Raw genomic sequence first — 14,015 nt, forward strand, 5'->3', positions numbered from 1 at the left:
GTCATGGCAGCACCCGCACCCCCACCCGGACGTTGCCGCGCACCGCCCGGGAGTACGGGCAGCGCCCGTGCGCCGCCTCGGCCAGCGCCACCCCCGTCTCCCGGTCCAGCCCCGGCAGGCTCACCTCCAGGTCGGCGCTGATCCCGTACCCCGAGCCGTCCCGCTCCAGATGGACCCGGGCCGTCACCACGTCACCGGCCAGCCGCACCCCGCGCTCGCGCGCCGCCAGCCGCAGCGCGCTGTGGAAGCAGGCCGCGTAGCCGGCCGCGAACAACTGCTCCGGATTGGCGCCCGTGCCCGCCCCACCGAGCTCCTTCGGCGGGGTCAGCGCAAGCGACAGCACGCCGTCGGAGGAATGCACCGAACCCGACCGGCCATCACCGCTTGACGCCGCCTCGGCGGTGTAGAGAACACCCATCACTGATATCCCTCCCATTGATGACGAGGCGTGGAACAGCCCTCCACCACCCAATCAGAGTGCGGCGCAATCCGTATCGGAAACCGATGCACCCCCTTCGGAGGTCCGAAGCACCCCACCGGATTCACCCAGCGCGCTACGGAATTCCGAAGGCCGTTTCGATCGACCCGCTGACAGAATTCCCTCACCCCCGGAAATCCCCGGGGGAAGCCACCAGAGCCGCCGTCGCCGACGGCGGAGACAGACCGACGGAAGGCATGTCATGGGGCCCTTGGACGGCATCCGAGTCATCGAGCTCGCCAGCACCGCGCCCTGCGCCTTCGCCGGCGCCCTCCTCGCAGACCTGGGCGCCGACGTGGTGCGCATCGACCGTCCGCAGCACACCGCACCGGCCGCCGACGCCCCGCCGCCCGCCGACCCGCTGGCCCGTGGCAAGCGCTCCGCCGCCCTGGACCTCAAGGACCCCGCCGACCGGGACACCCTGCTCGGCCTCCTGGACCGGGCCGACGTCTTCCTCGAAGGTCTGCGCCCCGGCGGCTGCGAACGGCTCGGCCTCGGCCCCGACGTCCTGCGTGAGCGCAACCCCCGCCTGGTGTACGCCCGGGTGACCGGCTGGGGCCAGCAGGGGCCGTGGGCCGAGCGGCCGGGCCACGACCTCACCTTCCTGGCCATGGCCGGCGCCCTGGACGCGGACCGCGCCCCCGGCGCGGCGCCGCTGCCGCCCTCCACCTATCTGTCGAGCTTCGCGGGCGGCGGCATGCTCCAGGTGCTCGGCGTGCTGGCCGCGCTCACCGAACGCGCCTCCTCCGGACTCGGCCAGACCGTCGACGCCGCGATGGTGGACGGCGCGGCGCTGCTCACCGTGATGATCCGCCAGTGGCGACGCGCCCCGGGGAACCACACCGTCACCGACGCGCCCTTCTACACCACCTACGCCTGCAAGGACGGCAGGCACCTGGCCGTCGCGGCGATCGAGCCGCGCTTCTGGACCGCCCTGCTCACCGGTCTCGGCCTCGCCGACCGGCCGTTGCCCGACCGTGCGGACCCGGCGGCCTGGCCGCAGTTGCAGCGGCTGCTGGCCGAGGTCTTCCTCGAACGGGAGAGCGAGCACTGGATCAAGACCTTCGACGGGCTGGACGCCTGTGTCGTACCGGTCCTGACCGTGGCCGAGGCCGCCGAGCACCCCGCGCTGCACGGCCGCCGCGCCTACACCGACGTGGCCGGCCTGCCCCAGCCGTCCCCCGCCCCGCGCTTCGACCGCACCCCCACCGAGATCCGCCGCCCGGCCCCCGTCCCCGGCCGGCACACCGCCGAGATCCTCACCGAGTGGACGGCCCCCGCCCCCCACTGACACCCCCCCCCGCACCCGCCACACACGGGCCCCCGCCCCGCCGCCCGCGCGGCGGGGGCCTCACCGGCGGCGTGATCCGGGCGACTGCCACCGGTCGGCCGAAGTCTGGCCGGATTGCGGCTACAAATTTCCTCCAGCTGATAAGAAACTTCGAGAAATTTCGGCAGAAGGGAACACGGCATGCGCCTCCGGTTCGTGGGTACCAACAGTGGGGCGGAAGCGGGCCAGTTGCTCGGGGCGGAGGTCGTCACCGAGCCCGCCGTCGTCGTGGAGCACGCCCGCTGGCTCGACGCCGCTTTCCATGGCGCCGTACCGTACCGGGATTTCGTCAAGGAGAACCCAGCGCGTTGAGCACGGCACACCAGGGCGTCCACGAGGCGAGGCAAGAACTCGGCGGACGCCTTCGCACCGTCCGGGCCGACGCCGGGATCGACGGGAGGACGCTCGCCGGGCTCCTGGACTGGCCGCCGAGCAAGGTCTCGAAGATCCAGCTCGGCCGCCAGGCGCCGACTGCCGACGACATCCGAGCCTGGACGGCCGCCTGCGGAGCGCCGCAGGCGGCCGATGAACTGCTCGTCCTCCTCCGCGACCTCGACAGCCGGTACGCGGCGTGGCGGCGGCAGCTGAAGCAGGGCCACGCGGTCGTCCAGCGCTCCTGGGCCGAGACGGAGGCCGCCGCCGAGACCATCCGGGCCTTCGAGCCCTGCTGGATTCCCGGACTGTTCCAGACCGCGGACTACGCGGCTGCCCGGTTCCGGGAGCACGCCCAACTGAACGAGAGCACCAGGGACACCGAGGCGGCCGTGGCCGCACGCCTCGCCCGGCAGGACGTTCTCTACTCTCCCGGCCGCAGGCGCTGGCACATCCTGCTGACCGAAGCCGCGCTGCTGTACGGGCTGGCGCCGGCCGACGTGATGCGGGCGCAACTGGACCGGCTCGTCTCCGCCACCACCCTGCCCGCCGTACGGCTGGGCATCGTCCCGCTGCGCAAGCGCATCCCGGTCTCGCCCGTGCACGGATTCTGGATCTTCGACAACCACCAGGTGATCGTGGAGGTCGTCAGTGCCGAACTGCGACTGAGCCTCCCCGAAGAGGTCGCCCAGTACCGCCGCGTCTTCGACCTCCTGGCGCCCAGCGCTCTGTACGACGGTGACGCGCGCCGACTTCTGACGGCGGCGGCGGAGCAGTGGACCTGAGAAATCATCAGAAATCGGCTCGCCTGTGCTTCCCGCCTGCGGCACGGTGATGACTCCGGCACCAACAGCCCCGTGATCGGTACGTCCTCGGCATCGATGTGGACGGCGACCTGGTGGGCATCGTCAAGCTGTGTCTGGCCGACGGCGGCGGCCGACTGGGCTACATCCTGCGCGCGGACCGCTGGGGGCGCGGCCACGCCAGTGGCGCGGCGGTGCAGTTGCTCGATTTCGCCTTCGCCTCGCTCCGCGTGCCGCTCGTCCGGGCCAGGCACCGGGTGGGCAACGAGGCTTCCGGCCGGGTGCTGGTGAAAGCGGGGTTCAGGAGCACCGGTTCCGCCGATGGATTCGTACGGTACGTCGTCAGGTCCCCGGGCGGCCTTGAGCAGTGACCGGGGGGAACCGGCCAGGCCGGTAGAAGGGGGGAAGCGTGGCGCGGATGCCCCTTGGCGGGGGTGGCGGGGCGGGGTTCGTAGGCTGTGCTTTCGGGGTCGGGCCGCTGATCGGGCCGACCAGGCGTTTCGAAGGGGTGCCATGAGCGTTGTGAAGATCAATGTGCTGACCGTTCCGGCTGAGCAGCGGGAGGTGCTGGAGCAGCGGTTCGCGTCGCGGGCCGGGGCGGTGGAGGGGTCGGACGGGTTCGAGTGGTTCGAGCTGCTGCGCCCGGTGGAGGGAACCGACCAGTACCTGGTCTACACCAGGTGGCGTCGCGAGGAGGACTTCCAGGCGTGGATGCAGGGGCCGATGCAGGCCGCCCACCGGGGTGGCGGTGGTGGTGAGGGCGGTCAGCAGCAGCGCCCGGCCGCCTCCGGCTCCACCCTCTGGTCCTTCGAGGTCGTCCAGTCCGCCGGCCCCAAGGCCTGACCACCCCCGTCCTGCGAGGCCCCGCGCACCCTCCCCGAGGGCGCGCGGGGCCTCGCGGCCGTCCGGGTGGCGCCACCCGGACGGGGGGTCAGAAGCGGAGGCCCTGGGCGAGGAGGGTGAGGTTGCGGTCGTAGAGGGCGGCGAGGTCTTCGGTGCCGTCGCGCTGGACCCAGTGGCGTACGACGGCGGTGAAGACGGCGATGATGGCGGCGGAGGCGCAGTGGACCTCCAGGTCGTCGGGGGCGCGGCCGGTGCGTTCGACGATCAGGGCGGAGATGGCGTCCTGGCTGCGCAGTTGGTCGTCCATCGAGCGGGCGCGCAGGACCGGGTCGGTGAGGACGAGACGGGTTCTGAGCAGCAGGTCGTCGCGGTCGGCGGCGAGCAGGCGGCCGAATGAGTCGGTGAGGGCGTGGCGGATGGCGTCCACGATGGGTTCGTCGGCCGGGCGGGCGCGGAGCGCTTCGGCGAGCATCGGGTCGTACTCGTCGGAGAGGACCACGTCCTCCTTGGTGGGGAAGTAGCGGAAGAAGGTGCTGGGGGAGACCTCGGCCGCGTCGGAGATCCGGTCGACGGTGGTCGCCTCGTAGCCCTGCTCGGTGAAGAGGCGGTAGGCCGCGCGCCGGATGTCCTGCCGGGTCCGCAGCTTCTTGCGCTCGCGCAGGCTGAGGGCCGGTATGCGGGGCGCGGTCGGGGTCTCCGGAGCACTCATGCCGGTGATTCTCCGGGTTCGGGCAGTTGTACGGCCATTTCGCGGGCCGGCTCGGTGTCCTTGGTCCGGCCGGGCAGCCGGACGGCCGCGAAGGCGGCGGCGAGCAGCGAGATCAGGCCGCAGACCAGCAGGACCAGGGTCATGCCGTGGATGAACGCGCCGTGCGCGGACGCCAGCAGCCCGGGGGCGTGCAACTGCCCGGCGACGGTGTCGGCCGCCGACACCGAGTCGCGGGCGGCTTCGGCGGCCGGGGCCGGTAGGCCGGTCACCGTGAGCCGGGCGAGGTAGCCGGCGCTGAGCAGGCTGCCGAGCCCGGCGACCCCGAGGACGCCGCCGACCTGCTGCACGGTCTCCAGCAGGCTGGTGCCCGCGCCGGGACTGTCGGCGGGCAGCGAGGACATCACCAGGCTGGTCGAGGGCACCACGGCGAGCCCGAAGCCGAGCCCGCACAGGCCGAGCCAGACGACGGCGGACCCGTATCCGTCGCCGCTGCCGGTCCGGGCGCCGAGCAGCGCCCCGGTGGCGAGGACCGCCAGGCCGACCGGGATGACGACCCGGAAGCCGAGCCTGGGCAGCAGGGCCTCGCTGAGCGCGGCGGCCGTCATCAGGCCGCCGATCAGCGGCAGCACCCGCAGCCCGGTGCCGAAGGCGTCGTTGCCGAGCACCGCCTCCAGGTACTGCGGTACGACGAACAGCACACCCATCACGGCGAAGTTGACGAAGACCGCGATCAGCGTCCCCCAGCGGAACCGGCGGTCGGCGAAGAGGCCCAGGTCGACCAGCGGGTGGGCGTGGCCGCGCTGGCGCCGTACGAAGAGGGCGAGCAGGGCGGCGCCCGCGACCAGTGTGGTCAGCACCGGCGGGCTGCCCCAGCCCTGGCGCGGCACCAGGATGGTCCCGTAGACCAGCGAGGTGATGCCGACGGCGCTCAGCACCGTGCCCAGCGCGTCGAACGGCGTACGCGCCCGGTCGCGCGCCGGGTCGCGCGGCAGCAGCCAGAGGCAGGCGACCAGGGCCAGGGCGGCGACCGGGACGTTGAACAGGAAGATCGAGCCCCACCAGAAGTGGTCCAGCAGCCAGCCGCCGACCACCGGCCCGGCCGGCAGGCCCACGGCGGTGGCCGCCGTCCAGGTGGCTATGGCCTTGGGCAGCTCCTCCGGGGCGAAGATCCGGGGCATGATCGCCATGGAGAGCGGCATGATCATCGCCGCGCCGACCCCGAGGGCCGCCCGGACCGCGATCACCGCGCCGGTGGAGCCGACCAGCGCGCCGGCGACCGAGGCCACGCCGAACAGGGCCGTACCGCTGCTCAGCAGCCGCTTGTGGCCGTAGCGGTCGCCCAGCAGGCCGATGGGGAGCATCGTCACGGAGAGGGCGAGCAGATAGCCGCCGCCGATCCACTGCAACTGCGCGCTGTCGGCGCCGAGTTCCCTGGCCAGGGTCGGTAAGGCGACGTTGATGATCGTGCCGTCCAGGCCGGTGATCAGCACGCTGAGCGTCAGCGCGACCAGGGCCCACCAGCGGCGGGGGGAGCGGGCGAGGGCGGGCGTCGTCACGGCGTGGCCTCCCGGCGGGTCGGGCTGACAGAGACAGTAACCGTCAAAAGATGGCCGACTGTCAATAGATGCTCGACCCTCACCCGGGTACGGCGAGGCCCTGTGCACTCCGCTGGGTGCACAGGGCCTCGCCGGGTTGACGCCAGGTCAGGTCTTGAGCAGGTGGGTGACCAGGCCGCGGTACTGCTGGAGGGTCACCCGCAGCTCCTCGGTCCGGGTGTCGCCGTCGCCCTGCCAGCCATCGCCCTGCCAGCCGTCGCGCAGCGCGCGGCGGCGCTCCGCCAGGCCGTCGGTGATCAGGGTGGCCACCTGGTCGAGCAGCTGGTCGGCCTCCTCCACGGCGTGCTTGGGGCCGTCCACGAAGCCGGCCAGGATGTCCTGCCAGCGGGACTGGAACCGGTCGGCGCTGCTGTCGGGCAGCAGGTGCTGCTCACCGTCGGCGGGCACGGGGCGGGCCCCGGCGGCGCTCGGGGTGGTGGGGCCGCCGGCCGGGGTGCGGTCGGGGTGGTCGGGGTGGTCGGTGCGGTCGGGGTGGTCGGTGTGGTCGGGGCGCGGGGCGGCGGCGGCGGACCGGTCGGCGGTGCGGGCGGCGGCGGGCTCGCGGGGCGGCTCGCCGGGGGCGGTCATCGGGTGCTCCGGGGGGCCGAAGGCGTCCTGGTCCGGGTCGCGGGCCGGGTCCTGATCCTGGAGCCGGTCCCGCTGCCGGTCGTCGCCGCGGTTGCGTCCGTGGCGCAGCAGCTCCTCGCCGCGTGCGGTGAACCTGTGCTCTCCCATGCGTACTGCTCCTCCACTGTCAGGAACGGGTGGTGGGGTGGGACCGCCCGTCGGCGGCGGTGTCCCGGCCGGTGCCCGAGGGGGCGCCGACCAGCTCCGCGAACAGTTCGCGGGCGTTGACGACGGCGTCGCGCAGCTCCTCGGTGGTGGCCGTGCCCTCCTGGGCGCGGCGGGCCACGTCGTGCGCCTGCCGGTAGTGCTGGAGGGTGCGGGCGTGGTCGACGGAGAGGGCGGCGAGCGTGTCGTCGTGCTCGTCGGACGGATAGCCCCGGTCGCGCATCACCTGGCCGATCAGCCGGTCGGCGTCCACCAGCGCCTGCTGCGGGGCGTCCACGAACTCCTGCTGTACGCCGGTCCAGTCGGCCTGGTAGCGCTCCCTGGCCTCGGCCGAGAGCGGCCGCACGTCGAGGTCGCGGTGGCGGCGCAGCCGGTCCAGGAGGTCCTGTTCGGCGGCCCCGGTGGAGCCGTGCTCTGTGACCGCCCGGTCGTACTCCGGGCCGAAGCGCCGCTTGAGGCGGCGGCTGCGCAACTGCGGCCGGAGCACCGCCGCCACGACGGCGGCGACGACGATCACGGCGACCACGACGACTACGGTGATCGCGCCTGTGGACATGGCTGGCCTCCTGCGGGATGGGGAGGCTGCCGCTCAGCGGGATGTGCGCGCCGGTCCAACCCTGGCGGGCAGCCTCCGAGTTGACCGTGGGTGACCGGCTCACCAAGCGGCTTGCCCCAAACGCCGCCCGCAAACGCGGCACCCCGCACCGCGACGCCGGGCCGGGCAGCTGTGGCCCGAACCGTCCCGGCGGTGGCGGCGGACGCACGGCGCCTGAGGGAGACCGGGGACGGGGTGGTCTTCGTACCGGCGGGCCGGCGCGACAGGGCGTCGGTCCCTCCCGGCGCCGGAACCGGGCTGCGGGACCTCGCGCGGGCCGGCTCGGTGGTGGGGGCTGCTGGTCAGGGATGTGGTGGTGGTGCTGTGGGTTCGGGGGTGTTCGGGGTGCTCGTCGGTGTGGGGCTGCTGGTCAGGGACGTGGTGGTGGTGCTGTGGGTTCGGGGGTGGTGGGTGTGCGGGCGGTGTGGGCGGGTTGGTTGCCGGGCCGGGGCGGTGGTGGGTCCGCTGCCGGGGCGGGGGTGGGCGGGGTGAAGGCGACCGGGGCGGTGAAGGCGGCGCGGCGGGTGGCGCGGCGCAGCGCGCGGAGCACGGGGGTGCCCAGGGTGAGGCAGAGCACGACGGTGACGGCCGCGCGGGGGAGATCCCAGCCCAGGGAGGTGGCCAGGCAGTAGGCGGCGAAGCGGCCCAGGTTGGCCGGGAGGGCGTCGCCGGGGACGAAGGAGACCGAGCTGCTCATCCCGCCGAGGTACGGCCAGCCCTGGAGGTTCATCACCGTCCCGTACAGCAGCGAGGCGCCGGCCCCGTACCCCGCGAGCAGGACCAGTTCGCGGCGCCCGCGCAGCCCGGCGGCGCCCGGGAGCAGGCCCGCGCCGGTGCAGACCCAGCCCATGGCCAGCATCTGGAACGGCAGCCACGGCCCGACCCCGCCGGTGAGCAGCCCGGACGCGAACATCGACACCGCCCCCAGCACGAAGCCGAAGCCCGGCCCCAGCACCCGCCCGGCGAGCACCATCAGGAAGAACATCGGCTCGATCCCGGCGGTGCCCGCCCCCAGCGGCCGCAGCGCGGCCCCGGCGGCGGCCAGTACGCCGAGCAGCGCCACCGACTTGGCGTCCATGCCCGCCTCGCCGCCGGACGCGCTGCGCCCCTCCGCGATCTGGGCGACCACCACCGCGAGCAGCAGCGGCAGCAGCGCCGCGAACAGCCAGGGCGCGTCGGCGGAGTGGCCGACCAGGTCGGCGCCGGGGGAGGCGAGCAGCGGCCAGCCGAAGGCGGCGACACCGGCGGCGGAGGTGAGCAGCAGGGCGGCGGCCGAGCGGCGGCCCAACGGTACGGGGCGGGCCAGCGGTACGGGGCGGGCCAGGGTGAGCCGGTCGGCGGCGGGGGTGCTCATGCCGGGCTCCCGGGGAGCGCCAGCACGTCCCGTACCTGACTGACCGTCAGCCAGGGGCCGGGCCCCAGCACCTTGGCGACCTGCGGCGCGAAGATGGGCGAGGAGGTGACGACCTCGGCGGTGGGGCCGTCCGCGACGATCTCGCCATCGGCCAGGATGACCGTGCGGTCGGCCAGTTCGGCGGCCAGCTCCACGTCATGGGTGGCCAGCAGTACGGCGCACGGACCGTCGGCGGCCAGCTCGCGCAGGATGCTTACCAGCCGGTCCTTGGCGGCGTAGTCCAGCCCCCGGGTCGGTTCGTCCAGCAGGATCAGCGACGGCCGGGCGGTCAGCACCACGGCCAGCGCCAGGGTGAGCCGCTGGCCCTCGGAGAGGTCGCGCGGGTGGCTGCCGTCCGGCAGGTCGGGCAGCAGCCGCTCCACCAGGGCGCGGCAGCTGCCGGGCGGCGCGGCGGCGTCGCGGTCGGCGGCGGCGCACTCGGCGGCCACGGTGTCGCAGTACAGCAGGTCGCGGGGGTCCTGCGGGACGAGGCCGACCTGCCGGACCAGCTGCGCGGGCCGGGTGCGGTGCGGGGTCAGCCCGGTGACCCGTACGGTCCCGGCGGCGGGCGCGTGCAGCCCCACCAGGCTGCCCAGCAGGGTGGACTTCCCGGCGCCGTTGCGGCCCATCAGCGCGGTGACCGAGCCGGTGTGCAGCGCCAGGTCGACGCCGCGCAGCGCGGTGACCGGGCCGCGCCGCACGGTGAGGCCGCGCAGCTCGGCAGCGGCCGGAGCGGCGCCGGGACCGGCCGCCGCGCCGCGCGGCCCGGGTGCCAGCCCGGCCAGCCGGTCGCGCAGCGGGGCCGCCCGCCGCCGGGCGTCCCGCACCGACAGCGGCGGCGGCGACCACCCGGCGGCCCGGCCCAGGCCGACCACCGGCGGGAAGACCGGCGAGTCGGCCAGTACGGCGGCCGGGTCGCCCGCCACCGGCGCCAGCCCGGGGCCGGGCAGCAGCACCACCTGGTCCGCGTACTGCACCACCCGTTCCAACCGGTGCTCGGCCAGCAGCACGGTGGTGCCCAGGTCGTGGACCAGCCGCTGGAGCACCGCCAGCACCTCTTCGGCGGCGCCCGGGTCCAGCGCGGAGGTCGGCTCGTCCAGCACCAGCACCCTGGGCTGCGCGGTCAGCACCGAGCCGATCGCCACCCGCTGCTGCTGGCCGCCGGAGAGCGTGGCGAGCGGCCGGTCGCGCAGCTCGGTGAGGCCCAGCAGGTCGAGGGTCTCCTCGACCCGGCGGCGCATCACCTCCGGCGCCGTGCCCAGCGACTCCATGCCGTACGCGAGCTCGTCCTCCACGGTGTCGGTGACGAAGTGCGCCTGCGGGTCCTGGCCCACCGTGCCGACCACGTCGGCCAGTTCGCGGGGCCGGTGGGTGCGGGTGTCGCGCCCGGCGACGGTGACCCGGCCGGCCAGTACGCCGCCGGTGAAGTGCGGGACCAGCCCGCTGACCGCCCCCAGCAGGGTGGACTTCCCGGCGCCGGACGGCCCGACCAGCAGGCACAGCTCGCCCTCGGGGATGTGCAGGTCCACCCCGGCCAGCGCGGGCCGCGCCGTGTCGGCATAGCGGACGGAGACCTGCTCGAAGGTGATCACCGGTGGGCTTCCTTCCGTTCGGCGGCGCGCGGCCCGGGGACCGCCCGGTCCGCCCCCGCCGGGCGCGGCGGTACGGGTGCGGCCAGCGCGGGCAGCAGGCCGAGCAGCACCGCCGCACCGGGCAGCAGCGGCAGCGCGGGCCTGGAGATCGGTACGGCCTGCGGGTGGAACGCGGCCGGGTCGCGGGTGGACAGCCAGACCGTCAGCGCCGCCACCGCGATGCCGGACCCGGCGGTCAGCCACTCCCGTACCGCCCACGGGTCCGGCCGGTACCGGGTGCGCAGCGCCCGCCGCCCGCCCAGCAGCAGCCCCCCGGCGGCGGCGCAGACCCCGGCGGCGAGCAGCGGCAGCGCCCAGACGGTGCCGCCGTCGGTGAGCAGCCCGTACACCGCGACGCAGACGCCCGCCAGGCCGGTGAGGGTGAGCGCGGCGGTGGTGCGGCGGACGGCCGGGGGTACGTCGGCGGTGCGGCCGAAGCCCCGGGTGTCCATCGCGGCGGCCAGGCCGACGGACCGCTCCAGCGCGCCTTCGAGTACCGGGATGCCCACGCTGAGCAGCGCCCGCATCCCCTTGTCCGAGCGGCCGCGCAGCCGCCGGGCGGCCCGCAGCCGCTGCACGTCCGCGACCAGGTTGGGCGCGAAGGTCAGCGCCACCACCACCGCCACCCCGGCCTCGTACAGCGCCCCGGGCAGTGCCCGCAGCAGCCGCGCCGGGCTGGCCAGCGCGTTGGCGGCGCCGACGCAGACCAGCAGCGCGGCGAGCTTCAGCCCGTCGTACAGCGCGAACAGCAGCGCCTCCGCGGTGACCCGGCCGCCGAGCCGCACCCCCTGCGCCCAGCCGGGCAGCGGGATCTCCGGCAGGGTGAACAGCACCCGGGTGCCCGGGATCGGGGAGCCCAGGAAGACCGCGAAGACCAGCCGGATGGCGAGCACCAGCAGACCCAGCTTCAGGAAGGCGCCGTAGGAGCGCGACCAGGGCGCGCTGCCGCGCCGCGCGGCCACCACGTACCCGGCGACGGCGGCGACCAGGAGCAGCAGCAGCGGGTTGGTGGTGCGGGAGGCGGCGGTGGCCAGGCCCAGCGCCCAGAGCCACCAGGCGCCGGGGTGCAGCAGGCGCGGCCCGGCCGCCGGACGGGTCGTCCGGCGGGGGCGGGGGGCGGGGGCTGCGGTCACGGGGCGATTCCTGGTGCGGGGGTGCGGGGGTGCGGGGGTGCGGCTGCGGTACGGGGGCGGACGTACGGCCGGTCAGGGCCGGCGCCGGCGGCGGGTCTGGAGGACGGCGCCGACCGCGATCAGTACGACGACCGCGCCGCCCGCCGCCGCGCCCAGCGCCGGGCCGCTGCCGCTCTTCCCGGCGGCGGGGGCGGCGGACGCGGGGGCGGCGGCGTCGACCACCTCGCCGCAGCCGGACTCCGGGTAGCCGGCGATGGCGCACAGCACCCCGCTGCCGTCGTACCGCAGCGGCGGCACGGTGGCGGCCAGCACCTCGGCGCTGTTGGCGTCGGTGGGCACCACCGCGCAGACGGTCCGCCGGGCCGGCGGCCGCCCGCCGGACGGGGCGTCGGCCGGGGTGCCGAAGTCCAGCACCACCGCGACCCGCTTCCGCCCGGCCTGGGCCGGGGTGGCGGCGCAGATCGCGGCGAAGTCACCGGTGGCGCCCGGCCGGGCGGCGTCGCTGCCGCCGTCCGGGCTCACCGCGAACCGCCAGCCGTCCACCCCGCCGTCCTGCGGCCGGTACACGGCAGGGCCTTGCTGCTGGTACGTCCAGGCACCGGCCGACCACTCCCAGAACGACCAGTAGCGGTAGCCGGTCGCCCGCGCCGGAGCGGCGGCCAGCAGCGGCAGCGCCAGCGCGGCGAGCAGCACCGGCAGCAGCGCGCGCAGCGCGCGGCGGGCGGCCGGGGTGGCCGCCGGGCTCACCGGTCCTCGCCGGGGGCCGCGCCGTCCTGGCCCGGCCCGTCCCCGGCCGGACCCCGCGTGCCCGGACCGGCCGGGCCCGCCGCGCGCTTCCCCCGGCCGATGGCGAGGTAGGCCACGCCACCGGCGACGGCCAGCAGCCCGAGGGCCACCAGCCACACCGCCGAGAAGCCGCCGTTCTCGTCCTCGTCCGCGCCGGACACCGAGGACCCCGGCGCCAGCGTGCCGTCCGGCGCCGCCGCGACGGCGGAGGCCGCGGCCGACGGGGTGGCGGCCGGGGCCGGACCGGAGTTCATCAGCAGCTGCACGGCGTTGCTGCCGCCGAAGTTGTACGGGTCCAGACCGGTGGCCCGCGCGACCAGCACCAGCGTCGCGGCGGCGGACGGGCTGGTGCCCTGCTGGCCCTGCATCCAGCCGTAGCTGTTGCCGGCCAGCCAGTCGGCGGCGTCGGCGGCCTGGTCCGGGTGGCCGGCCGCGATCAGGCCGAGCACGGCCCAGGAGGTGGCGTTGAAGTCGGGGGCCGGGTCCGCGCCGGGCAGCGTCTGCATCAGCCGCTGCTTGCCGGCGGCGAGCCGCTGCGCCAGGTAGTGCGCGACCGCGTCCGCCGACTGCCCGCGCGGGACGGTGTCGTCGGCGCCCTTGGCGCAGCTGGGCGCGGCGGCGGGCTGCTCCTTGCGGCTGTCGGCGGTCACCGGCAGGGCGCCGCCGGCCGCCGCCAGGGCGGCCTGTGCGGAGGCGAGGTCGTCGGCGATCAGCGCCCCGGCGCGGTCCGGCTGGTACGCGAAGCCGCCGCGCTGCGCGGCGGGCGCGTTGCAGCCCAACTGGAAGGAGGCGAGGCCGTCGTAGCCGCTGTGGCCGTGCTTGACCACCTTGGCCGGGTCGGCACCGGCGGCGACCAGGGCGTTGATCGCCAGCCCGGTGGAGTTGGCGTCGCTGGCGCCGCCGGGGTTGTAGGACCAGCCGCCGTCCGCGTTCTGGTGGTGCTTCAGCCAGCTCAGGCCGTCGTCGACCGCCGCGCCGTGGCCGCCCAGGGCCACCAGGGCCTGCACCGCCATCGCGGTGGCGTTGCTGTCCTCGGTGGCGGCGGTGCACTCGGCGGCGGTGTCGGCGCGGAACGACGGCCAGCCGCCGTCGTCGCACTGCTGCCCGGTGAGCCAGTCGACCGCCTGGCCGGACGGCGTCACCTTGGCGGTGTGCAGGGCGAGCAGCGCCAGGGACTGCCGCCAGACGCCGTCGTACGTCGGGTCGGCCTTGCCGTACAGGCCGGCCGGTACGGCCACCGGTGACGGGCTGTCCGCCGGGGCGGCGGAGTCGGCCAGGGCCGGGGCGGCGGCGGTGCCGACGAGCAGCGCGGCGGAGGCGAGCACGGCGCCCGCGCGGGCGGCGGCGGAGAGCATGAGGTGTGGCCTTTCGATGTGCGGGCGTACGGGCACGCGGCTGCCCGGGAGGGTCGCGTCCACCGGCCTCGGCTGCCGCCGGGGCGGGCTCCCGGGGGCCCTGCGCGCCGCACGGGTGAGCGGTACCGGGCGTCCGGTACCGGACGGGGTGCGTGCGGGCGGGGCGGACCCACTCTAACCGGCGGCCCGCCGGGCCCCGT

Annotated in this window: 14 protein-coding genes and 1 pseudogene; 5 read left to right on the forward strand and 10 right to left on the reverse strand. The window is 75.7% G+C overall.

Annotated elements, in window-relative coordinates:
- Position 1 precedes the first annotated feature (1 nt).
- The gene (locus tag ACIQGZ_RS15935; RefSeq protein ID WP_402602250.1) at positions 2-418 is read right to left on the reverse strand and encodes an organic hydroperoxide resistance protein; all 417 of its coding nucleotides are present in this window, start codon (positions 416-418) and stop codon (positions 2-4) included.
- Between the two features lie 262 nt (positions 419-680).
- On the opposite strand from ACIQGZ_RS15935, the gene ACIQGZ_RS15940 reads away from it, so the two are divergent.
- The 5 genes and pseudogenes from ACIQGZ_RS15940 (at position 681) to ACIQGZ_RS15960 (ending at position 3,826) form a co-directional block, all read left to right on the forward strand.
- On the forward strand, positions 681-1,769 hold the full coding sequence (locus ACIQGZ_RS15940; protein ID WP_402602251.1) for a CaiB/BaiF CoA transferase family protein: 1,089 nt from the start codon (positions 681-683) through the stop codon (positions 1,767-1,769).
- Positions 1,770-1,964: 195 nt separating this feature from the next.
- The gene (locus ACIQGZ_RS15945) at positions 1,965-2,120 is read left to right on the forward strand and encodes a DUF6879 family protein (RefSeq protein WP_402602252.1); all 156 of its coding nucleotides are present in this window, start codon (positions 1,965-1,967) and stop codon (positions 2,118-2,120) included.
- The gene (locus tag ACIQGZ_RS15950; RefSeq protein WP_402602253.1) at positions 2,117-2,965 is read left to right on the forward strand and encodes a helix-turn-helix domain-containing protein; all 849 of its coding nucleotides are present in this window, start codon (positions 2,117-2,119) and stop codon (positions 2,963-2,965) included. Before ACIQGZ_RS15945 ends, ACIQGZ_RS15950 begins: the two co-directional genes overlap by 4 nt.
- A gap of 77 nt (positions 2,966-3,042) precedes the next feature.
- Positions 3,043-3,354: pseudogene (locus ACIQGZ_RS15955) on the forward strand (GNAT family N-acetyltransferase); the annotation flags it as partial.
- Positions 3,355-3,496: 142 nt separating this feature from the next.
- Entirely contained in the window at positions 3,497-3,826 is a 330-nt protein-coding gene (locus ACIQGZ_RS15960) for an antibiotic biosynthesis monooxygenase family protein (RefSeq protein WP_402602255.1), read from the forward strand.
- Positions 3,827-3,914: 88 nt separating this feature from the next.
- On the opposite strand, the gene ACIQGZ_RS15965 is transcribed toward ACIQGZ_RS15960, so the two are convergent.
- The 9 genes from ACIQGZ_RS15965 to ACIQGZ_RS16005 form a co-directional block, all read right to left on the reverse strand.
- Positions 3,915-4,535, reverse strand: a complete 621-nt coding sequence (locus ACIQGZ_RS15965; protein WP_402602256.1) for a TetR family transcriptional regulator — start codon at positions 4,533-4,535, stop codon at positions 3,915-3,917.
- The gene (locus ACIQGZ_RS15970; protein WP_402602257.1) at positions 4,532-6,091 is read right to left on the reverse strand and encodes an MFS transporter; all 1,560 of its coding nucleotides are present in this window, start codon (positions 6,089-6,091) and stop codon (positions 4,532-4,534) included. Before ACIQGZ_RS15970 ends, ACIQGZ_RS15965 begins: the two co-directional genes overlap by 4 nt.
- Positions 6,092-6,238: 147 nt before the next feature.
- Positions 6,239-6,865 (reverse strand): hypothetical protein, encoded by a 627-nt coding sequence (locus ACIQGZ_RS15975; protein ID WP_402602258.1) that lies wholly within the window; start codon positions 6,863-6,865, stop codon positions 6,239-6,241.
- 19 nt (positions 6,866-6,884) lie between these two features.
- On the reverse strand, positions 6,885-7,478 hold the full coding sequence (locus ACIQGZ_RS15980; protein ID WP_402602259.1) for a hypothetical protein: 594 nt from the start codon (positions 7,476-7,478) through the stop codon (positions 6,885-6,887).
- 409 nt (positions 7,479-7,887) lie between these two features.
- Positions 7,888-8,871, reverse strand: coding sequence for an ECF transporter S component (locus ACIQGZ_RS15985; protein WP_402602260.1), 984 nt, complete (start codon positions 8,869-8,871; stop codon positions 7,888-7,890).
- Complete coding sequence (locus ACIQGZ_RS15990; RefSeq protein ID WP_402602261.1) at positions 8,868-10,502, reverse strand: ABC transporter ATP-binding protein; 1,635 nt, start codon at positions 10,500-10,502, stop codon at positions 8,868-8,870. The genes ACIQGZ_RS15985 and ACIQGZ_RS15990 overlap by 4 nt, the downstream gene beginning before the upstream one ends.
- Complete coding sequence (locus tag ACIQGZ_RS15995; RefSeq protein WP_402602262.1) at positions 10,499-11,674, reverse strand: energy-coupling factor transporter transmembrane component T; 1,176 nt, start codon at positions 11,672-11,674, stop codon at positions 10,499-10,501. The genes ACIQGZ_RS15990 and ACIQGZ_RS15995 overlap by 4 nt, the downstream gene beginning before the upstream one ends.
- Positions 11,675-11,746: 72 nt before the next feature.
- Positions 11,747-12,421, reverse strand: a complete 675-nt coding sequence (locus ACIQGZ_RS16000) for an SCO2322 family protein (RefSeq protein ID WP_402602263.1) — start codon at positions 12,419-12,421, stop codon at positions 11,747-11,749.
- Positions 12,418-13,878 (reverse strand): prenyltransferase/squalene oxidase repeat-containing protein, encoded by a 1,461-nt coding sequence (locus tag ACIQGZ_RS16005; protein WP_402602264.1) that lies wholly within the window; start codon positions 13,876-13,878, stop codon positions 12,418-12,420. Before ACIQGZ_RS16005 ends, ACIQGZ_RS16000 begins: the two co-directional genes overlap by 4 nt.
- Positions 13,879-14,015: the final 137 nt, after the last annotated feature.

The organism is Streptomyces sp. NPDC092296, from assembly GCF_044755465.1.
Taxonomy (GTDB): Bacteria; Actinomycetota; Actinomycetes; order Streptomycetales; family Streptomycetaceae; genus Peterkaempfera.

Bases quoted from the DNA above. Each gene is read 5' to 3' on its own strand.
- ACIQGZ_RS15940 (WP_402602251.1), top strand. From the start codon at position 681: ATGGGGCCCTTGGACGGCATCCGAGTCATCGAGCTCGCCAGCACCGCG.
- ACIQGZ_RS15935 (WP_402602250.1), bottom strand. From the start codon at position 418: ATGGGTGTTCTCTACACCGCCGAGGCGGCGTCAAGCGGTGATGGCCGG.
- ACIQGZ_RS15960 (WP_402602255.1), top strand. From the start codon at position 3,497: ATGAGCGTTGTGAAGATCAATGTGCTGACCGTTCCGGCTGAGCAGCGG.
- ACIQGZ_RS15965 (WP_402602256.1), bottom strand. From the start codon at position 4,535: ATGAGTGCTCCGGAGACCCCGACCGCGCCCCGCATACCGGCCCTCAGC.
- ACIQGZ_RS15975 (WP_402602258.1), bottom strand. From the start codon at position 6,865: ATGGGAGAGCACAGGTTCACCGCACGCGGCGAGGAGCTGCTGCGCCAC.
- ACIQGZ_RS15985 (WP_402602260.1), bottom strand. From the start codon at position 8,871: ATGAGCACCCCCGCCGCCGACCGGCTCACCCTGGCCCGCCCCGTACCG.
- ACIQGZ_RS15980 (WP_402602259.1), bottom strand. From the start codon at position 7,478: ATGTCCACAGGCGCGATCACCGTAGTCGTCGTGGTCGCCGTGATCGTC.